This window comes from Shewanella oncorhynchi (assembly GCF_030848765.1).
GTDB classification, from domain to species: Bacteria; Pseudomonadota; Gammaproteobacteria; order Enterobacterales; family Shewanellaceae; genus Shewanella; species Shewanella oncorhynchi.
On record NZ_CP132914.1, the window covers coordinates 4,915,617 to 4,937,231 of the forward strand.

A 21,615-nucleotide genomic window follows, 5' to 3' on the forward strand; every position below is an offset into this window, starting at 1 on the left:
AATTTATCCCGCAACATTTGGCAAAAACAAAGCTCACTAACTAAACTCAAAATGTCGACGGAGCGACTCACTATTCACATCGATTTTGCCGAGGAACAGGGAATGTTAACGCATCATTTCTATCTTATCCGAACCGCTGTCATTACCTTGCCCCTGCTTTTTATCCAAGTGACAAGCTCGACTAATGCGCAACAGGTATCTGAACCTGAACCGAGTCTAGAATCCTTAGCGCAACCGACACAAACCGCGCCTTTGCCCCTAGGCACTTTACTCGACAATGAGGGCAAGCCGATTAATGTGCCTAACCAAGTGCAAAGTGCGTTCGAGTATTCGCCCCCCACTGTTACACCCGCAGAGCCATCCAAAACCACTAAATCAACTAAAGCCACTCAATCGAACAAAGCCGCTAAGAGTAAAAAACTCAGTCGCAAGCAACAGCTCGCCAGTCGTGCACATGTCGCCAATGATCCTAACTGCCGTTGGCTCGATAAACGTATGGATCAGCTAGAGTCCCTACTCGGCGACAAACAAGATAACGCTGCTAAGCATCAAGCCGATGAACTCAGCGCCCGCCAAAAGGAGTGGCAATGTTTGAAATGTGGTGCAGAAGGCCCAGCTCAAAACGATCACTCTAAGTGCCAATATCGCCGCGAAACAGCCACGCGATAACAACTGAATGCAACTTTAGGAGTATTTTTATTAAAAGCAATGCCTTATACGTTAGTGATGCAATAGGCTGGTCTGTTACCGCAAAGCCCCCTACAATGACCTTCTGCTGTAAAGCATCTCATCCTTGAAGTAAGACGGAGAAACTCATGGCTCAACATTTTGACTATATCTGCCTAGGTGCAGGCAGCGGCGGTATCGCCTCAGCAAACCGAGCGGCAATGCGTGGTGCTAAGGTTCTACTCATCGAAGCCAAACACGTGGGTGGCACCTGTGTAAACGTAGGTTGTGTGCCCAAAAAAGTCATGTGGTATGGCGCCCACGTTGCCGAAGCGATGAACCTTTACGCCAAAGATTATGGTTTCGACGTCACTGTTAATAAATTCGATTGGAACACTTTGGTCGAAAACCGCGAAGCCTACATTGGTCGTATTCACGATGCCTATGGCCGTGGTTTTGCCAACAACAAAGTGACGCTGTTAAATGGCTACGGCCGTTTTGTGGATGGCAACACCATCGAAGTGGACGGCGAACATTACACCGCCGATCATATCCTTATCGCCACTGGCGGCGCACCGACGATTCCGAATATTCCTGGCGCGCAATACGGTATCGATTCCGATGGTTTCTTCACCCTGCGCGAGCAACCTAAGCGCGTTGCCGTTGTTGGCGCGGGTTATATCGCTGTTGAAGTCGCTGGCGTGTTACACGCTCTGGGCAGTGAAACTCACTTATTAGTGCGTAAACATGCGCCGCTGCGTAACTTTGACCCTATATTAGTCGATGCTCTCGTCGATGCGATGGCAACCGAAGGCCCAACATTGCACACCCATAGCGTGCCAAAAGCCGTGGTTAAAAATGCCGATGACAGCCTGACATTAAACTTAGAAAACGGTGAAAGCATTACAGTCGATTGCTTGATTTGGGCAATTGGCCGCTCACCTGCAACAGGCAATATCGGCCTAGAAAATACCGAAGTGCAATTAGATAACAAAGGCTATGTCATCACTGATGAGCAGCAAAATACGACTCACAAAGGGATTTACTGTGTCGGCGACATTATGGCGGGCGGCGTAGAGCTCACTCCTGTTGCGGTTAAAGCGGGCCGTTTGTTGTCCGAGCGTTTATTTAACGGTATGACAGATGCCAAAATGGATTACAGCCTGATCCCAACAGTTGTATTCAGCCATCCACCTATCGGCACTATGGGCTTGACCGAACCAGAGGCCCGTACTCAATACGGCGACGATAAAGTCAAAGTGTATACGTCGACGTTTACCTCAATGTACACCGCCGTTACGGCCCATCGCCAAGCCTGTAAGATGAAGCTAGTCTGCGCTGGCAAGGACGAAAAAGTCGTCGGTATTCATGGTATTGGTTTTGGTATGGACGAAATCCTTCAAGGTTTCGGCGTCGCCATGAAAATGGGGGCAACTAAGGCCGATTTCGATGCGGTCGTTGCTATCCACCCAACGGGCGCCGAAGAGTTTGTTACTATGAGGTAGAAGCGATTTTCGCTTTGATTTCATCATATTTAGGGCCAGCTTATGCTGGCCCTAATTGATCACAGATAGTATAAAACCATTAACTCTCACGCGACTTTCCTATAATCTCGACTGAGTACTTTGCATTTTAAACACCTAGCGCGGTTATCGCTGCGCCACTGTTATCGGGATGAATAGCGTAATGCTTAAAGAACTCGCGTTCGATGGTTTGTTATTTAGTCCATTAATTATCTTTATCCCCTTAGCTTTTCTGCTTTCCTGCATCACTCGCTTGGTACTCTATCAAACTGGGCTCTATCACACGCTGTGGCGCGCAGCTTGGTTCGAAGTTGGGCTGTTTATCTGCTATCTGGCTTTGGTCATTTACTTGCTTGGGAGTTGATTGTTCATGGGAAAAATCTTTCGTATCAGCCTCACCCTTATTGTGGTCGCGATTGCAGGTATCGCCGGACATTGGATATGGTCGCACTACCTTTATTCTCCTTGGACTCGCGACGGCCGAGTTCGCGCCGAAATCATTACCATAGCGCCAGATGTGTCCGGTTGGGTGAACCAACTGAATGTAAAAGACAATCAAGTCGTCAATAAGGGTGATGTGTTGTTCACTGTGGACGATACCCGCTACAAGGCCACGATTGCCGAATTGAATGCCAAAGCGGAAAGCCAAAAATTGGCATGGGAACTGGCAAAGCATAAGTACAAACGCCGTATCGGTTTGACCAATGACAACTTGGTCAGCAAAGAAACCTTCGACGAAGCCTTTATCAATACCGAACTGGCAAGAACCAGTTATGAGCTCGCACAGGCGCAATTGAATACCGCCAAAATTGACTTAGCGCGAACGCAAATTCACGCTCCCGAAAACGGCACACTGATCAATTTAAGCCTGCGTAATGGCAACTATGTCAGCAAAGGCAACTCAGTATTTTCGCTGGTCAAACAAGATTCTCTCTATATCACAGGCTATTTTGAAGAAACCAAAATCCCCTTGGTTCACATAGGTCAAAACGCCGATGTCAGCCTGATGAGTGGCGGCCATGTCTTGCACGGCAAAGTGACCAGCATAGGCAAGGCAATCGCCAATACCAATGTCACCGCTAATGGGCAGTTATTACCGCAAATCGGCCAAACCTTTAATTGGGTGAGATTGTCACAACGTATTCCGGTCGATATCCAGCTAGACAGCATTCCTAAGGACATAGAGCTGAGCGTCGGCATGACAGTTTCCATCCAGCTACAGACTGACAAATAGTCATTATGACGCTGTTACTGAAGAGTTTATTTTTTCCCGACCGACGAACCCTTATCTTCGCGATTAAAGGCGTGATCTCGATGGCGCTCGCCTTATATGTGGCCATGTTCTTAAATCTAGAACGACCATATTGGGCGCTGGTGTCGGCGGTATTTCTGCAAATCCGCCCCGAAAGCGGGCTCGTGATCGAAAAGGGCTTATGCCAAATCGGCGGCACCTTAGTCGGCGCGCTCGCGGGGATTGCCATACTCAACGGGTTTACGCCCTATCCCGAACTCGCCTTAGGATTACTCGCCTGCTGGATAGGGCTAAATTCTGGGTTGTCGGCCATGGTGCGCCAGCAAAACTTTGTCTATGCCTTTGCTATGGCGGGCATGACAGCCTGCTTGATAGTGCTCATTGTGATGGCGAGCCCAAGCACGGCCGATAGTGCAAAAATATTCGATGTGGCACAGTCGAGGATCAGCGAGATTGTCGTCGGGGCGATATGCGCCGTCTTGGTCAGCTCGCTACTTTGGCCGACTAAGGTAAAACATGGTCTGCAACTGCATGCTAAAAACACAATTAATCAAACGCTTAACTATCTTGCATTAGAACTAGATTTACAGGGCGTACATGCGAGCCGCCATGAACATATCGACACTATTATGGAATCAGTATCGGCGCTGAGTGACGACTCCAGCGCGGTGATTTATGAAGGTCCCGAAGGTCGCGGGCAGAGCCATGCGGCGAACTTTCTCTGCAATAAAACCCTTTCGCTGTTGGCGGCAATCCAAATATTTGGCCGACTACAACGTAATCATTCCCATCTGGTCAGCGAACCGCTCGCGAAAACCTTAGCCAATATGCGCAGCAGTTTTACCCTGATGGCGCAATCCACTGATGACCAAGAATGCTACAAAATGGCGCGTACTTTAAGGTATCAACTCCAACAAAACCTGATGCAATACCGCGACCGAAACCCATTAGAGACTCGCTTACTCAAAGTTGCGATGGAGTTAAGCGCCGATCTGATCATGGTGCTCAAGAGTTATAACGTACTGACAAGCAATTCTGCGGTACAACTCAACGCGCCGCCAATGGAATTTCACCGAGATCCACTGATAGGGTTTACGACCGGTCTACGCAGCATGGCGGTATTTGTCATTGGGGCTTCGCTGTGGATCGGCACAGGATCGAGTGCGGTACTCATGATGATCCTGATGCCTGTAGTCTTTTCCATCATGATGGCGCGCCAGCCACTGCCGATACTAACCACGATTTTGCGCCGTATTCTTGTCGGTATCACTATCGCTGTGCCCCTCACAGTGTTTTACGCTTTACCTTTGCTGGCAGAGAGTAGCGGCGATTTCGAAATCCTCATTTTAGTGCTCGCAGGCCCCTTTTTTATTGGGCTACTCGCCTTAGCGAATCGACCGACCTTGCCCTATGGTCTCGGGATTTGCGTGCCGTTTGCGGTATTAGTACAGCCCAGTAATACCATTTCATTTGCGATAGAAAACACTGTCAGCAATGCCTTAGCGATTTTTGTTGGCGTTACTGTGCTGTATTGGCTATTTAAATTGATCACCGAACCTAGCCAGCGGCTGATGCAATATCGTCTGCTGCAATCTATCCAAAAAGATCTAGTGCATATCGCGCAACATGATGATCCTGAGCCTTGGTTTAACGCCCGCATGGGCGATCGACTCCTGCGGATCGCCAGTTACGAAAAAGGCTCGGGCAAGAGTTCGAGGGTATTTACCGATCTGGTGTTCACTGCACTTAATCTAGGCCATGTGTCGATTCGAATGCGGCGCATGTTGCAGGGGATTTCAGATACGCACTCAGACTTAGAAAATGCACTCAACCTCTGGCAACACAATTTAGGTCAGGCATTTATCGCCTGCGCCCACGGCCAAGCCGCAGAAGAGTTTAACACCAGCAGCGAAGCCTTATTACAAGCGCTGGCGCAATGCCCGTTACCCCACGAACAATTCACTCTGATTACTGGGATGTTTGAACGCATCACCTTAACCTTCGAACGCACTGCCCACAGTATCGCCGAGCAGAAAAACACCGCTGAAAAATAGTCAGTTCTCAAACTATTTCCCGCCCCAAAAGCCACTCTCGCACTGCCGCCAAAACCATTTAAATCCAATAGAAGCTTGATATTTGGCCGATAAAATGCCTTAATATAATTAGATCACTAACTATATTGGTGATATAAATTCAATTATCAACCAAGGAGCAATTATGTCTACGGAAAACCCACCAGAGGAAAATCTTATCTCGCAAGTAGCAAGCTTTACCCGATTACACGCCAAGGAAACCATGCAGTTTATGTGTTTATGCGCAATATTAAGCACCTATCTCTTTGTCATTTTGAAACCGAGTATTATTCAAAATAACAAAGCGTTAGGAGATAAATAACCCATGAATTACCTGGCTTACGTTTCCTTAGCGATTTACTTTATCGCCATGCTTGCTATTGGCTTATTCGCCTATAAAAAATCCACCAGCGATGTGTCCGGCTATATTTTGGGCGGCCGCAAGGTGAGCCCACAGGTCACCGCACTCTCAGCGGGTGCATCTGACATGAGTGGCTGGATGCTAATGGGTCTTCCCGGCGCAATGTTTTTGGTTGGTTTCGAAACCATTTACATCGCACTTGGACTATTGATTGGTGCTCTAATTAATTACTTGGTCGTTGCACCCAAATTAAGGGTCTATACCGAAGTCGCGGATAACGCCCTTACTATCCCGGAGTTTTTTGCTAAACGCTTCGGCAATGCCAACAGCAGTATCCGAATTATCTCGGCCGTGATCATTGTGATCTTCTTTACCTTGTATACCTCAGCGGGTTTAGTGGCTGGCGGTAAGTTATTTGAGTCAGCATTTGGCCTGAACTACGACATAGGTTTAGTCGTCACCCTCGGCGTAGTGGTTTCTTATACCTTGTTGGGCGGATTCTTAGCAGTGAGCCTCACTGACTTTGTCCAAGGCTGTATCATGTTTGTCGCTTTAATCTTAGTGCCTGTGGTGGCATATCAAGAGTTTACCAGCGCTGACACTATGCTGAACTTTGCGTATCAATCGATTCCACACTTCACCGATGCCATGCAGAACGTCACTATGTTAGGGCTTATCTCAAGCTTATCTTGGGGACTCGGTTACTTTGGCCAACCGCATATTATTGTGCGCTTTATGGCAATTCGTTCAGTCGCTGACATTAAAACCGCCAGACACATAGGTATGGGCTGGATGACAGTGACCATTGTGGGTGCACTGGCAACAGGTCTTGTCGGTATCGCTTACGCCAATAAATTTGGCATGAAGCTGACCGATCCTGAAACCATCTTTATTGTGTTTTCTGAGTTGTTGTTCCATCCGATCATTAGTGGCTTCTTATTAGCCGCAATTCTGGCCGCGATCATGAGCACCATTTCATCGCAGCTATTAGTGTCATCAAGCTCGCTAACGGAAGATATCTATCGCGTGATGTCGAAGAAAGAATCTAGCGAAAAAGACATGGTGAAAATGGGACGCTTTGGCGTAGCTGGCGTGGCAATTGTCGCAAGTCTACTAGCGCTTGACCGCTCTAGCAGTGTGCTGTCATTGGTGAGTAATGCATGGGCAGGATTCGGTGCAGCCTTCGGTCCGTTAGTCTTGTTTAGCTTGTATAAAGCTAACCTAACCCACAAAGCCGCGATTGCCGGCATAGTGTCAGGCGCAGCTACAGTGTTGTTTTGGATTTATGCACCAGTACTTGCTGACGGTAAAGCTTTAACCACAGTGGTGTATGAGATGATCCCCGGCTTTGCCGTGAGCAGTGTGGTGATTTGGATAGTCTCGTTACTCGATACTGATCCCTGTGCCAAAACCACTAAATTATTCCATAAGGCTGGCCGTGTTTTAGCCGAAGACAGATGAGGCGCGCAGGTATGACTGACTTACCCTGGAAACGCATTGTCGTTAAGGTAGGTAGTGCCCTGATTGCTCCACACAAACAAGGTTGCAGCAGCCACTACTTACTCGGCATTGCCCAATTTATTACTTATTGTCGTGCCCAAGGGATCCAAGTTGTCTTGGTCTCTTCGGGCTCAGTCGCTGCAGGATGGCATCACTTTGGCGAGGTTGATAAACCGAGCGTCACAGTGAAGAAAGCCATGGCTGCAGCGGGCCAGGCCGATATGATGGCCACATGGAACAAGTTATTTGATTTCCCAACCGCACAGCTACTGTTAACCCACGGTGATTTACGCAATCGAGATCGTTACATCAGTATTAAAGACACGATTTTCAGCCTACTCGAACATGGGCTACTGCCAATCATCAACGAGAACGATGCCGTCACCGCCGACAAGCTCAAAGTTGGCGATAACGATAATCTCTCGGCCATGGTCGCCGCGGCGGCCGATGCCGATACGCTGATTATCTGTTCGGATGTGAATGGGCTTTACACGCAAAACCCCCATGAATATCCCGATGCACAGCTTATCAAGCAGGTGACCGAGATTAATGCCGAGATCTACGCCATGGCGGGCGGCGCCAGCAGTGCCGTCGGTACAGGGGGAATGCGGACTAAGATACAAGCCGCCAAGAAGGCGATTTCCCACGGGATCGAAACCTTTATTATTAATGGTTTTGATGCCGACTCATTCAACCAATTGTTGAAGGGCCAAAACCCAGGAACCTTATTTACCCCCGATGAGAAGCCAATGCAGGATCACTTGCACTGGATGACACATACCTCGCAGGCTCAAGGCGAAGTCATTGTTGAAAATGACTTTAATATCGCCCTTGATATCCATAGCGAGCAATTGACCAGTGACGATGTCGTTGCCATCAATGGGGACTTTTCTGTCGGTGACACCATTTTAGTACGCAAAGACGATGGCACTAAATTGGCCAAGGCCAAATCCAATTACAGCAGTTGTTTACTTAGCTTTATTACGGACCAAGACGATCGCGAGTTTGCCAGTGAATTTCAGCAAAAGACTGGACCGATTATTTCCGAGAAAAACATCGCCATTCTCGAATAAGCATCAGCCGAATAAAACTAAGCGAGTAAACATCTAAGCGGAGTAAATATGACTTTAATCAAAAATTTATCTCAAGAAGCTGCCAAAGCGGCTCTGATCCTCGCCCAAGTTGACGAACAGCTTAAAAATACTGTACTCCTCGATATGGCACGCTCATTACGTGAAAAGTCCTATGAAATCCAAAGCGCAAATTTAATCGACTTACACAGAGCGACCGCCGATAACGTCGGCCCAGCCATGCTCGACCGATTAACGCTAACGCCAGAACGTATCGAAGCTATGGCGGTAGGCATTGAAACCATCGCCGCCTTGCCCGATCCGATTGGCAACGAACGCTATATTGGTCAGCGACCTAACGGCTTATCCATCAGTAAGATGCGCGTTCCCTTAGGCGTGGTTTGTATGATTTATGAAGCGCGTCCCAATGTCACCGCCGATGCGGGTGCCCTGTGCTTTAAATCCGGCAATGCCGTGATCCTGCGCGGTGGTAAAGAGGCGCTGCACAGCAGTAAAATTATCGCCACTATTTTGCAAAGCGTATTGAAACAATACGGCTTGCCCGAGGCGTTAATCACAGTGGTGCCCGACCCAGATCGCGCCCTCATGCTAGAACTGCTGCAGCAACGAGATTATATCGATGTGATCATTCCCCGCGGCGGCGAAGGCTTGATAAACTTTGTGACTGACAACAGTAAAATCCCAGTGATCCAGCATTTTAAAGGCGTGTGTCATTTATACGTCGATAAAGATGCCGATCTGGATATTGCTATGGACTTACTGCTCAACGGTAAAACCCAGCGCACTGGCGTATGTAATGCCCTCGAAGCCCTATTAGTACACCAAGAAATTGCCTCGCAATTCCTGCCTAAAGTAGCCAAAGCGCTGGCCGAGCATAAGGTTAAAATCAATGCTTGTACCCAATCCGGTGGCTACTTCGAAAACTGTACGTATATGGAAGAAGACGATTTCGGCCAAGAGTATTTAGATCTCGAAATTGCCATTCGCCAAGTCGATCACTTTGACCATGCTATCCAACATATTGCCCGTTTTGGTAGCCAGCACACAGAAGTAATTTGCACCGAAAACGAAGTCACAGCCGCACACTTCCAACGTGCGGTCGATGCTTCTGTGGTAATGGTCAATGCCTCTTCGCGCTTCTCCGACGGCAGCGAACTCGGCCTTGGAGCAGAAATCGGCATCGCGACCTCTAAGCTACATGCCTATGGCCCAATGGGACTCGAATCCTTGACCGCTGAGAAGTATTTAGTCTCAGGCACAGGCCAAGTGCGGGCGTAAACCTAAGCTGTAAATCACACTTTTAGGCTTAACAAGTCCGTTGGATTTCGATTCAATTGTAAAGATTTAAGGCCACAGTCGGTAACGACTGTGGCCTTTTTGTTGGCTAAATCGACTCGAACCACAACAGCCTGAGTTCCCAGTCAATACCCTGAAACCGAGTTATAGTAAGGCATGCGCTAAAAGTGCAGATCCTACTGCGACGGCTTGTCACAGCTCGCTGACAAGCTATTCGCCAATAAGTTACAACCCAGCTTAAACAATTTACACATTGAGCATATTGCATTTATTTTAAACAAACCTATCATGCGATCGATTCTCATTTGCACCTAAACACTTTATTTGCACTCAGGATCACCAATCATTATTTAATCTGAAATCGCCTGAAAGGATTGAAATACCATGCCTCCCCTATCTGTTTTAACGTCTTGGCGCTCGCCATTGATCCCTGTACTTCTCAGCACACTTACTCTGACGGTTCAAGCCAATACTGACCCTAAGCAAGATGAGAAAAAAGATACAGAACAGATAGAAAGATTGAACGTGGTAGGAACATACACCCGCGCGGCAATGAATAGCGCCACGGGTTTGTCTATGTCACTCAAAGAAACCCCACAAAGCGTCACTTTGATTACCGAAGAGATGATCAGCGACAAAGGTTTAGTCACTATGGAGTCAGTGTTAAATCACACTCCTGGCGTCACTATGGTGGGCGATGCCTCTGAAAATAGTCAGATATTCGTGCGCGGCTATGCACTCGACAGCGGTGTCCAAATTGACGGCTTAATCACAACCTCTTCATCCCATGTTTACAGCGGCTCAATTGATCAAGGTTTAGACCCTGTGATAGCCGAACGAGTTGAAGTATTAAAAGGAGCGGCAGGGATTTTAAGCGGTTTAGGTGAACCTTCTGCCACGGTTAATTTTATTCGTAAACGTCCAACGGATGACACCCGCGCCACCGCAAGTGCAAGTTATGGCTCATGGAATACCTATAGACTTGAGGCCGACGTTTCTGGCTGGCTCACGGATTCAGGCAATGTGAAAGGTCGATTCGTGAGTGCGGTGAAGAAAGGCGATTCTTTTATCGATCGCTATCAGCGCGATACCACTGTGCTCTATGGCGTAGTTGAAACGAGTCTCGGCACAGATACTAGCTTGTCGCTGTTTGCGGACTATCAAAAATCACAAACCGACGGTGTGTATAACTGGAACTCTAATCCCGCATTTTATACCGATGGCACTGCTGTCGATTTTGGCCGCAACTACTCTAGCTCACAGGACTGGACCCATTGGGACGTGACCCAAAAGAGTCTCATGGCCGAATTTAAACATAGATTCGATAACGACTGGTCACTCGTCAGTGCCTATCGTATCGCTAACGCCACCATAGATGCATTGGCCTTTTACCCAGGCGATTATATCGTCAAATCAACCGGCGAATTTGTTGGCCCTTGGGGCGATACCTATGCAGCCCAACATGATCGTGAATCCGATACCAACAGTTTCAACCTGTATGCAACGGGTAACTTCGACTTACTCGGCCGTGAACATAGCGCTGTGATCGGTTTTAACTATGGTGACAACGAGTTCGATAACATCAACACGAACTCCGCCCCCCAACGTCGCTATAACGTCGCGGATCAGGGCAATTACCCCAAGCCTAATATTCCTAATTCACCCACCAATGGCCAAACCAATGAGCAAAGCCAATCGGGTGTTTACGGCACTGTCCGTGTCAATCTGTTGGATTCACTGAAATTAATGGTCGGTGGACGCGTAAGTAACTGGTCCTATGAAAAGCATGATCTCGTGGGTAACAGCACAGATGCAACCATGGAAAAAACCGGTATTTTCATCCCCTACTACGGCCTAGTCTACGATGTGACCGAGCAGATTTCTGTCTACGCTAGCCGTACTGAAATCTTCAAACCTGGCACCTATTTTGGTGAAGATGGCCAACTGCTCGAACCTGCAGAAGGCACAAACGTCGAAGGCGGCGTCAAGGTCGCGCTGTTCGATGACACGCTAAACATGTCAGCCGCCGTCTACGAAACCAATAAAGACAACGAACCCGAGTATGCAGGTAAAGGTCAGCTACCTTCCGGTGACTCTATCTACGAAAGTGTGGATGGGATTACCACCAAAGGCTATGAGTTAGAAATAGCCGGACGTCTTACCGACTTATGGGATATCAGCGGTGGTTATACCCACAACAATGCAGAAGATAAAGATGGCCTACGTCGTCAAACTTATCTGCCCGAAGATATCTTCAAACTCACCACTAAATATAACTTTGAAGATATTCTGCCGGGCATTACTGCAGGTGCGAGCTGGCGCTGGCAGAGCAGCACCTTCTATCAAGGCACTATTTGGGGTGTCGATGGCGCGCCGAATGTGGCTTACCGCCAAACACAATCCGCCTACTCACTCGTTGACTTAATGTTTGGCTACCAAATCACACCTTCTATTTCTATGCAATTGAACATTAACAATATTTTCGACAAGAACTACAACCGTTCACTCTGGGGTTACGCCGACTTTGGCGAGCCACGTAATGCCACACTGTCACTACGTTGGACGCTCTAAAACATAGCCCTAACCAGAAATAACATTAAGGATGATCAAATGAAACAAGCACTTGTAATACTCACTTTACTCGGCGGTATCGCTTTTTCGGCTCAAGCACATGAAGTATGGCTTGAGCGTAATAACGATGGTTCGGTTAAAGTGCAATTTGGCGAACCGGGTTCAGAGCAGGCTTCGGCAGAAGAGTTAGCATCGTTAAGCGCGGCGCGTATTTTCGCCGCCAATGCCAAGACCCCGTTAACCGCCACAGCACAGGCCGATCATCTACTGGTCAAAACCCAAGATAGCAAGAGTGACATCAGTTTCTATGCCGATACCGCGTGGCAACCATGGAAAACCGAGACCGGATTGCAGGCCGCAATACTCTATGCCCGCACGGGACAAGAACACACAAAAGCGCTGCAAGATTTTGAATTTACGCCAGTAAAGTCAGGCGTTCCCGAGTTTGTGCTTAGCTATAAAGGCGCGCCACTGGTGAATCATCCAGTGCAAGTGTATCGCCCCGGTTTTTGGAGCAAGTCTTTCACCACCGATGCCCAAGGTAAATTCGCCCTCGATACCCCAGATGCGGGCCGCTACTTACTCGTCAGTAATCACACCACAGAAGGTAAACAAACACTCGCAGGTAACGAGGTTGATAGCGTTTTACACATCACCACCACGAGTTTTATCACTCAGTAATAATCTTAATAGTGAGATGGAGTTAACGTGCGTTATTTAATGATAGGTTTATACATGCTATGTTCTGCAGTCCACGCAAGCACAGCACCTGTAACAGTCGCCTTGCCCCAAACAGGCAGTACCAATGAACTTTTGCCACTCAGTGGCTCCATTAAATCCGCACGGGTAGCCCGCTTATCTGCACGTACCGATGGCCTAGTCGCCAAAGTGCTGGTCGATGCGGGCTCGCAAGTCCACGCTGGCCAGCCTCTACTCGCACTCGATGACACCTTAGCCATACACCAATTAGCACAGCGTCAGGCCGATGTAATGGCCGCTAAGACCATGCTGGCAGAAAAACAGCGACTCCTCACCGAAGCGCAAACACTCAGTTCTCAGCAATTATTCCCCGAAACTGAGCGCGCGATTCGCCAAGCGGCGTTAACCGAAGCCGAAGCTAATCTGCAGAGTTTAACGGCGGCATTAGCACACCAAAAAGAGGTGGTCGCCCGCCACCAACTGATCGCGCCGTTTGCGGGAGTGATTTCAAGCAAACAAACTGAAACTGGTGAATGGGTCAATGTCGGCACTGAAATCTTCACCTTAGTATCCCAAGAACAGCTCTGGCTCGATATTCAAGTCCCACAGGAAATGTTCCAAAACATAGCCACTGCAACTCAAGTCGATATTGCCGCAGATATGCTGCCTGAACAGCAGTTTATCGGCCATGTGAATGCACTCGTCCCCGTGAGCGACCACAATGCTCGCAGCTTCTTGGTGCGCTTAACCATTCCTGATGCGAGTGGACTTTTGATGCCCGGCACATCGGCCACTGCGACCTTCCACTTACAGCGGGCGCAACACAGTGTTGTCGTGCCGCAAGATGCGCTAGTCCGTCACCCGGACGGCCAGTTCAGTGTCTTTACCGTGCAAAACAACATAGCCCAACGGCATACCGTTCAAGTGGGCCACACGAGCGCCATCGGGATTGAAATCCTTAGCCCATTACCTAAAGACGCGCCCGTGGTGATCCGCGGTAACGAGGGCCTACAAGACCAACAGCCAGTCTCTGTACTCAACTCTGCAGTAGGAGGTTAGTGGGATGCTGAAGTTTGGAATTAAACATGGCACCTTACTGTCTGTCATCGTCTTGATATTTTGCGTATTGGGCACGGCTGCCGCACTGCGTATCCCAATCCAAATGATCCCCGACTTAGATGTGCGCACCATCAGTGTCGCCACAGGTTGGCCGGGAGCAACACCGCAAGACGTCGAAAAAGAAATTCTGCTTGAGCAGGAACGCTACCTGCGCACCCTGCCCAACTTACAACGCATGACATCTTGGGCTGATACGGGTTCGGCATGGATCGAACTCGAATTCCCCCAAAGCACTGAGATAAGCGATGCGCTTATTCGTGTTAGCAATGCGCTCAGCCAAGTATCGTCCTACCCTGAAAACGTCGATCAACCAAGGCTTTACAGCAGTTCATATTCAGACAATGCTTTCATGTATTTCCGCCTCGTGCCTGTCGCGGGGAACCCGCTGAATCTAGACATAGACATGATGCGCGATTTTGCTAACGACTTTATTCGCCCACAAATGGAGCGCGTCAAAGGCGTTTCCTCCGTCACTATTCAAGGCGGCGCTGAACGGCAAATTCAAATACGGCTCGATCCCGCCAAACTCGCCCAACGTGGCATCAGCATTATGGACGTGCGCCAAGCCATTCGAGATCGCAACAAGGACACTTCTGCGGGCGATATCGACAGTGGTAAAAAACGTTATTTACTGCGGGTAATTGGCCGTTTTGAGGATTTAAATCAACTTAAGCAACTGATTTTAAAACGCCAAGGTAATACGAATATTCTGCTGCAAGACGTTGCCGAGATAAAACTCGACCACGCCGAGATCCGAGAACTGTCCTTTGCCGAACAAGAACGTACCCTCAGCTTAGCGGTCAAACGGGATGTCGGTTCTAATGTTATCGCCATCAAAGATGCCATGATGCCCGTGATTGCGCAGATCAATCAAAATCAACTCGCCCAGCACGCCATGCAGTTAGAGTTATTCAGTGATGATGTGCGCTATGTGCAAGATTCTGTTGAAAATGTGTGGGTTAATTTGGGCCTAGGTGCATTGCTGGCAACCTTGGTCATGTACCTCTTCTTGCGCTCGAATCGAGCCACCCTGATTGGTGTTATCGGTATTCCGCTGTGTACCTTAGCCGCCTTCGTCGGGCTGCTGGTGTTTAATCGCACTATTAATGTCATTTCACTGGCGGGTGTTGCCTTTGCCATCGGCATGACGGTCGATAACAGCATTGTGGTGCTCGAAAGCATTGAACAAGCGCGCAGACGCGGATTAGAGCGTCTCGAAGCAGCCATAAGTGGTATCTACGATGTCTGGCCCGCAGTATTAGCCTCGACGCTCACCACAGTACTAGTGTTTGTACCCATTCTATTTATCAAACAAGAAGCGGGACAACTGTACTCGGATATCGCGATTGCCATCGCTTCATCCATTATCGCTTCTATGCTGGTCGCGGTGTTCATCGTACCCGCCGCTATTGCCCGTTTTGGTTTCGGTAAGATGCACTCGGCGCAGACAAACCAAAGTGAGCCCCCCAAAGCATCACGCATATTGAGCTTAGTTAGCCAACTTGTACTCTCTGCAAGACGCCGCACCTTTGTGATTGTGCTGTCACTCGTCTCGACGATTGGGCTTGCTGCTTGGCTGATGCCCCCGGCCGAATATTTACCCGAAGGTGAAGAACCAAAAGCCTTTACTTCTATGGTCGCGCCGCCGGGTTACAACCTATCGGAAATGGCTAAAATTGCAGAAGAATTAACGACTCAGCTATCCGCGAGAGTCAATGCCGAGGCGGCATCCTTTGAACGTGGTGAGCAAAAGATCCCGCCGCTAAAATACTATACCCTCAGCGTGGGTGTCGGCAGTATTTGGGTGATGAGCGAGCCCGTTCGCAGCCAAGATATGGATGCCATGATGAGTTCACTCACCGCCTTGTTTGAGCAATATCCGGGCATGCGCGCCTATTCATCGCGGGGTTCCATTATTTCCAGCAACGATGGTGGCACCCGCGCTGTCGCCTTGGATATTTCTGGCCCGAATCAAGCCAGCCTCTATCGTGCTGCCGAAGCGGCGTATCAAGCGGCGGAAAAAGTATTTGCCGAACCACAGCTGTATTCTGACCCATCGACCTTGTCGCTAGATCAACCGCTGTGGCAGATTTCCCCTCGCTGGCAACGTCTTGTAGAACAAGATTTTAGCGGTAGCGAGTTTGGCTATGCGGTTTCGGCACTGAGCGATGGCGCCTATGTCGACGAGTTTTTCCTTAATGATAACAAGGTGGATATCTTTCTATTTAGCCTTGCGGGCAATCAACAGAGTCTGTCGCAATTGGCACTCGCGCCGATAGTCACACCTAAGGGTAATGTACTGCCACTGCAAGCCTTGGCCGACATTAGCGAGCAAATGGATAGCGACAGTTTACGCCGCGTCGATGGCCGCAGAACCGTGACTCTTTACATTATTCCGCCGCGTTCCATTGCGTTAGAAACCGCGGTGGCTAAGGTGCGGGAAGAATTAGTCCCCATCCTCTATCAACAGGGTGCGGTCGGCAAAGATGTCAGTTTGGATATTTCGGGCGCAGCTGATCAGCTCGAAGCGACTAAAGCGGCACTCTCCAGCAATTTTCTGGTCGCCGTGTTGATCATCTACTTGTTATTAGTCGCGATTTTTAATCACTGGGGTTATCCGTTATTTGTGCTGATCACTATCCCGCTCGGACTTGCGGGCGGTTTAGTCGGCTTACAAGCGCTTAATTATACTGGCAGCTTATTTGCGTATCTTGGCGGCCAAGGTTGGCACCAACCCTTTGATATGATTACTATGCTTGGATTTCTAATCCTATTAGGCACAGTCGTTAACAACCCGATTTTGATCGTGGAACAGAGCCGTAAAAACCTGCAATCGGGTCAGTTTAGTGTCGTTGATGCCGTCAAATCTGCCGTCGCCAGTCGATTACGACCGATTCTAATGTCTACCGCGACGACCTTGTTTGGCTTATTGCCGCTGGTGTTATTCCCCGGTGCTGGCAGCGAACTCTACCGCGGCGTTGGCATAGTGGTATTGGCAGGTCTTATCGTGGCAACGCTACTCAGCTTAACCTTTTTACCCGCCCTGTTAATCTCTGTGCTATCCCGCACTCACAAAACAAATTCAGCAGAAGTGGCACACCATCATGACTGAAAAAACCAACATGACTCCACCGTTAACACAAAGACTGATGCGCTGGAAAACGTCAGCCATCAGGAACGATAGCCTGCACATAGGCAATCGCTGCCTCGCAGCAACCTTTGGTGGCTATTTGTTAAGTGCGGTAGCGACTATTTTGCTCGCACAAATCCTGCCGTTATCTCAGGTTGATCGGGTGTTAACCGCCATGATGCTGTCATTTACTGTGTACACCTGCGCCGTGATTTGGGTGTTCAGCGTTAAATCAACATGGCGATACTGGCTGGATTTATTCGCGCTCAGCGGTCTGCTGTATTTAGCTTACCTCGCCGCTAAAGCGTTTGATGCTACAAGTGCTCAAGGGAGTGGATTATGAAAGACTCCTTTTTTCGTTCAATGACTTGGCTACACACTTGGGTTGGATTGCTCACCTGCTGGGTGTTGTTTCTGGTTTTTTTCGCCGGAACAGCGGCCTATTACCGTGCTGAAATCAACCTGTGGATGCAACCCGAAAACCACGGCAGCCAATATGATGCCAATGCGGATAATCAACAATTAATACTCAAGGGCCTCACGTCCTTGGCACAACAAGCGCCTGACGCTGAGTCGTGGTGGATTTACTTACCCACACAACGGGTGCCATTACTGACCTATGCATGGAGCGATCCCGCCGCTGAAGGCCAGCGATTTGGTGATTATCATCAAGGCTTTATTAACCCTGCAACAGGTGAAGCCTTACCTAAAGCACGGGAAAGCCGAGGGGGCGACTTTCTCTATCGACTGCATTTCGACTTGTACTACATGAGTGTGCTCACGGCGCGTTGGATTGTCGGCTTTTGCACTATGTTCATGTTGGTCGCCATCATCAGCGGGATAGTGATCCACAAACGTATTTTTAAGGATTTCTTTAGTTTTCGCCCCGGAAAAGGCCCGCGCTCTTGGTTAGATGCCCATGTCGCCAGCTCAGTTCTCGCATTGCCCTTTCATCTTATGATCACTTATACTGGCCTAGTGACCCTGATGTTTATGTATATGCCATGGGGACTTAACACGCAATATGGTGATGAAACTCAAGCCTTTTATTCGCAATGGAAACCCATTTACCAAACTCCCGCCGCCACTGGCACGCCAGCCACTATGCTCGATAGTCAGAGTTTACTCAGTGCGATTCACAGTGTCGTGGGTGAGTCGCCACTTGAAGGCTTGCAGTTTGATAATATCAACGACAGCAATGCCAGCGTAACAGTCAAAATCGCCCCTGAGCACAGCTTAAATCAGCAAGCGCCTTGGTATCACTTGTCTACTGTGACAGGTGCAGTGTTGGCGCAGTCGGCTGTGACTTCGGGAGCGAATCAAACCCAAAGTGCCATGATAGCCCTGCACAGTGGTCGCTTTGCAGGCCAAGGCCTACGTTTACTGTATTTACTGGCGGGATTAACAGGCTGCGTGATGATCGCCAGCGGCGCGATTATGTGGGCCGATAAACTGGCACAAAAGCAGCTTAAAAAAGATAAGAATCATAGCGGGCTCACGCTAGTGAACATGTTAAATCTCGCCACCTTTGCTGGCCTGCCCATTGCGTTAGCCTGTTATTTTTATGCCAATCGACTCTTACCCGTCACCTTTGCGGATAGAGAGAACTGGGAAATCCATTGTTTCTTTATCAGTTGGGCGTTAGTCGCACTGCTCGCTTGTTTCAAACGAGATAAACAAACATGGCAACGACTCTTTTTACTCACATCCTTGCTTTATGGCCTGCTACCTCTGCTCAACGCCATGACTTCGCAGTATCAACTGATAAGCAATCTACAGCGCCAAGCCTATGTTCTCGCAGGATTTGATCTCATGATGCTCGCACTTGCAGCGCTGTTTTACATGGCAGCCAAACGCTTGCGTAGCCCTAAAAAAGTGCTGGCTACAAGGGTAACCAAAGCGACGACAGAATTAGGAGTTGAATCATGACAGCCACAGGCGAATTGTTAACCTGTTTTATCGCCATGGGGCTGTTGGCCTTATCTTATTTTAGCCACCACCGCGCCGTGCGTAACCGCCCGTTAACCGATGCACAGGCACGCGGATTTCGCACCGCTGGTACTGCAACGCTCGTCCTGTGCTATTGGCTTGCCAGTCGTCATTACGGCCCAGCGTACGCCAGCGTATTACTGCTCGGCTGGGTGTGTTTAAGTTCAATAATCCTAGTAATTTTACTCAGCTACAAGCCACGCTGGTTACAGCCCATATTGCCCGCCAGCGCCGTAGTGTGTTTGCTCGGGTTGTTGTATTAAATAACGAATGAAATCGACCATGAGCGAGGCTAATTGATAAAAATCATAGAGTAGGGATTGTGAGATGAGTTCTTTTTAAAGCGATAAACACATGAGTGACGACATAACTAATGATTAAGCACTCTCATTCCAGTGACTCGCCGTGAATATATCCCTATAGGCTCGACGGCGGCATCTGATATAGAAGGACCTACGAATGTCGCGATCATATGGATGTGAAAGAGCGACTATGCCGCCAACGGTCACTTACACGCGAGTGCTTAATCTCTGTATATTTTTGAAGCTTACTATTGTTACATTAATACCAAAATTTCATAAATGGATAGCTCTAAAATGACTAAGGAGTATAGATAAACGCTTCTTTCTATTCATCAAAAGACACTGCTAACTCTACCCAGTTTTTATAATCCGTTTTACTTGCAGAAAGATTTAATAATTGCTCTTGACGGTGACAATCTATTTTATCAAAGTAAGATATACTTTTTCCATGTTTTTCATCTAAATGCTTTATATACATACTCTTATCTCTAGGTATCCAATTCGAGCACATTTTATTCATTTCAGCCAGCAATCCATTTAATCCTAAATTAAAAGAAAGGCCACATGGTGATGTAACCACTTTAGGTAAAAATCCTTCATCACTATGAAAAGAAATTGGTAGAACATCTATAAAATAACCAACATTTGATATTGAAATAGAAAAATCATGGTTTTTATCATTTGCTTCAACCCATTCACTATAAAGAGAAAAATACTTATCCCTCAAGACAAATAAAGTCAGCAATAAATAAGGATTAAATGTCTTTGGTGTATTGCTTAAAACAGCTAAAAACCTATCTGTTAACTGCTCAGTTTCCCTTAGCGATAATCTAAATCTATCGGCAACAATAGAAACAACTCTTGTGAAGTCATCGATCTCATCTAATCTAGGAATATATTCTTTCCACTTAGGATTATAAGTCACTTTGCTTTCTGCGATTCGGCTTACAAACTCATAGCGAGAAAGCTCAGTTAACGAATAACGGCGCCTAAAGAATCGCCCTAAATAGGTTTGTGCATCAAAGCCTTCCCCATAGACTGCTTTAACTGCATGCTGTAATTGCTCAGTATCAGTCGCAACAACAAATGCAATATTATCTAGCTCAAAGAAATGCTTCACTACTTCTAACATCTCTACTGCGTAACTTGGACGACAGCGATCTAATTCATCGATAAATATAAAAGCCGGTGCTTTTAAAGTATCATTTTTATGTGCAATTACCGCAGTAATTAATTCTTTAATTTCGGATCGTAAATATTCAACCGACTTCAGTTTATCGTTGTGATCTTTCACTAAGCATTGTGCAATAGCTGCAGCAGACTCACTAAAAATATCTGATGAACCTTTGTCATCATTTTTAGGCTCATGTGTAATTTTGTCTTCGATTGAAATGTCATCTAAATTCAATCCAGTTGCCTTTTTAACCAATCCTTTGAGTAAAGCAGGTGCTGCAGCTTTGATAAAACGAGCCGTTTTTTCATTGATATTAGATACTATTTTATTTCCATGAGGTAATTGATCACTTAAAGCGTTTATCAAAGATGAAATCACCGTAAGCATTGGGTCGTCTGAATAGTCCTGCTTCCAAGCATCAATATAAACGACAGGGTGACTCTCTTTAATGCTCTCTATCCAGCGGTTAATGAAATAGGTTTTACCCGATCCCCACTTAGCGTTTAGGTTTAATACATAACCGCCATCGATGGCATTACTTGCCAAATAGTTGTGCAAAAATGAAGCGTATCTTGCTCTATTTAATGTGTCTTTTGGAAATAATTCCGTTCCATCAGTGCATAACATAGGCTTCTGCCAGTTAAACTCTACAATATCATCAGACATAAAATCCCTTTTTATTAATCAGTTACTCATACTTCAGAATAAAGTCGTTATTTTGTTTAACTATCAACTAAATGAGCGATACAGACAAACACAGGAGTCCACAGAGTTAAGCACTCTCATGGAAGTGACCGTTGGCGGCATGGATGCCGCCGTCGAGCCCTCAGGGACGAGTTTACGGCGAGTCACTGGAGTGAGAGTGCTTAA

Annotated in this window: 17 protein-coding genes; 16 read left to right on the top strand and 1 reads right to left on the bottom strand. The window is 47.7% G+C overall.

The genetic code is table 11. The features are described from left to right. Positions 1 to 102 precede the first annotated feature (102 nt). The 16 genes from RA178_RS21620 (at position 103) to RA178_RS21695 (ending at position 19,532) form a co-directional block, all read left to right on the top strand. Complete coding sequence (locus RA178_RS21620; RefSeq protein WP_219254464.1) at positions 103 to 669, top strand: hypothetical protein; 567 nt, start codon at positions 103 to 105, stop codon at positions 667 to 669. A gap of 146 nt (positions 670 to 815) precedes the next feature. Continuing rightward, on the top strand, positions 816 to 2,171 hold the full coding sequence (gene gorA / locus RA178_RS21625; RefSeq protein WP_306683864.1) for a glutathione-disulfide reductase: 1,356 nt from the start codon (positions 816 to 818) through the stop codon (positions 2,169 to 2,171). A 181-nt stretch (positions 2,172 to 2,352) separates the two neighbouring features. Then, entirely contained in the window at positions 2,353 to 2,553 is a 201-nt protein-coding gene (locus RA178_RS21630) for a DUF1656 domain-containing protein (protein WP_173248380.1), read from the top strand. Between the two features lie 6 nt (positions 2,554 to 2,559). Then, positions 2,560 to 3,423 carry an efflux RND transporter periplasmic adaptor subunit gene (locus RA178_RS21635; RefSeq protein ID WP_168826185.1) on the top strand — a complete coding sequence of 288 codons (864 nt, stop codon included), beginning with the start codon at positions 2,560 to 2,562 and terminating at the stop codon, positions 3,421 to 3,423. 5 nt (positions 3,424 to 3,428) lie between these two features. Then, positions 3,429 to 5,495 (top strand): FUSC family protein, encoded by a 2,067-nt coding sequence (locus tag RA178_RS21640; protein ID WP_306683868.1) that lies wholly within the window; start codon positions 3,429 to 3,431, stop codon positions 5,493 to 5,495. A 163-nt stretch (positions 5,496 to 5,658) separates the two neighbouring features. Next, positions 5,659 to 5,835, top strand: a complete 177-nt coding sequence (locus tag RA178_RS21645) for a hypothetical protein (RefSeq protein WP_168826181.1) — start codon at positions 5,659 to 5,661, stop codon at positions 5,833 to 5,835. 3 nt (positions 5,836 to 5,838) lie between these two features. After that, positions 5,839 to 7,335, top strand: coding sequence for a sodium/proline symporter PutP (gene putP, locus RA178_RS21650; protein WP_263192755.1), 1,497 nt, complete (start codon positions 5,839 to 5,841; stop codon positions 7,333 to 7,335). 11 nt (positions 7,336 to 7,346) lie between these two features. Next, a complete protein-coding gene (gene proB / locus RA178_RS21655) occupies positions 7,347 to 8,447 on the top strand; it encodes a glutamate 5-kinase (protein ID WP_105250714.1) in 1,101 nt (366 codons plus the stop codon). A 48-nt stretch (positions 8,448 to 8,495) separates the two neighbouring features. Beyond that, positions 8,496 to 9,743 (top strand): glutamate-5-semialdehyde dehydrogenase, encoded by a 1,248-nt coding sequence (locus RA178_RS21660; RefSeq protein WP_263237040.1) that lies wholly within the window; start codon positions 8,496 to 8,498, stop codon positions 9,741 to 9,743. 402 nt (positions 9,744 to 10,145) lie between these two features. Then, a complete protein-coding gene (locus tag RA178_RS21665; RefSeq protein WP_306683870.1) occupies positions 10,146 to 12,332 on the top strand; it encodes a TonB-dependent siderophore receptor in 2,187 nt (728 codons plus the stop codon). A gap of 39 nt (positions 12,333 to 12,371) precedes the next feature. Continuing rightward, positions 12,372 to 13,013 (top strand): nickel transporter, encoded by a 642-nt coding sequence (locus tag RA178_RS21670; protein WP_105250717.1) that lies wholly within the window; start codon positions 12,372 to 12,374, stop codon positions 13,011 to 13,013. 27 nt (positions 13,014 to 13,040) lie between these two features. Beyond that, positions 13,041 to 14,090, top strand: a complete 1,050-nt coding sequence (locus RA178_RS21675; RefSeq protein ID WP_306683872.1) for an efflux RND transporter periplasmic adaptor subunit — start codon at positions 13,041 to 13,043, stop codon at positions 14,088 to 14,090. A 4-nt stretch (positions 14,091 to 14,094) separates the two neighbouring features. Beyond that, positions 14,095 to 17,262 carry an efflux RND transporter permease subunit gene (locus RA178_RS21680; protein ID WP_306683874.1) on the top strand — a complete coding sequence of 1,056 codons (3,168 nt, stop codon included), beginning with the start codon at positions 14,095 to 14,097 and terminating at the stop codon, positions 17,260 to 17,262. Beyond that, positions 17,255 to 17,623 carry a hypothetical protein gene (locus RA178_RS21685; protein WP_198572461.1) on the top strand — a complete coding sequence of 123 codons (369 nt, stop codon included), beginning with the start codon at positions 17,255 to 17,257 and terminating at the stop codon, positions 17,621 to 17,623. Before RA178_RS21680 ends, RA178_RS21685 begins: the two co-directional genes overlap by 8 nt. Then, the gene (locus tag RA178_RS21690; RefSeq protein ID WP_306683877.1) at positions 17,620 to 19,209 is read left to right on the top strand and encodes a PepSY-associated TM helix domain-containing protein; all 1,590 of its coding nucleotides are present in this window, start codon (positions 17,620 to 17,622) and stop codon (positions 19,207 to 19,209) included. Before RA178_RS21685 ends, RA178_RS21690 begins: the two co-directional genes overlap by 4 nt. After that, positions 19,206 to 19,532 carry a DUF3325 domain-containing protein gene (locus RA178_RS21695; RefSeq protein WP_011845407.1) on the top strand — a complete coding sequence of 109 codons (327 nt, stop codon included), beginning with the start codon at positions 19,206 to 19,208 and terminating at the stop codon, positions 19,530 to 19,532. The genes RA178_RS21690 and RA178_RS21695 overlap by 4 nt, the downstream gene beginning before the upstream one ends. A 364-nt stretch (positions 19,533 to 19,896) precedes the next feature. On the opposite strand, the gene RA178_RS21700 is transcribed toward RA178_RS21695, so the two are convergent. Next, positions 19,897 to 21,411 (bottom strand): KAP family P-loop NTPase fold protein, encoded by a 1,515-nt coding sequence (locus tag RA178_RS21700; protein ID WP_306683880.1) that lies wholly within the window; start codon positions 21,409 to 21,411, stop codon positions 19,897 to 19,899. Between the last annotated feature and the right edge of the window lie 204 nt (positions 21,412 to 21,615).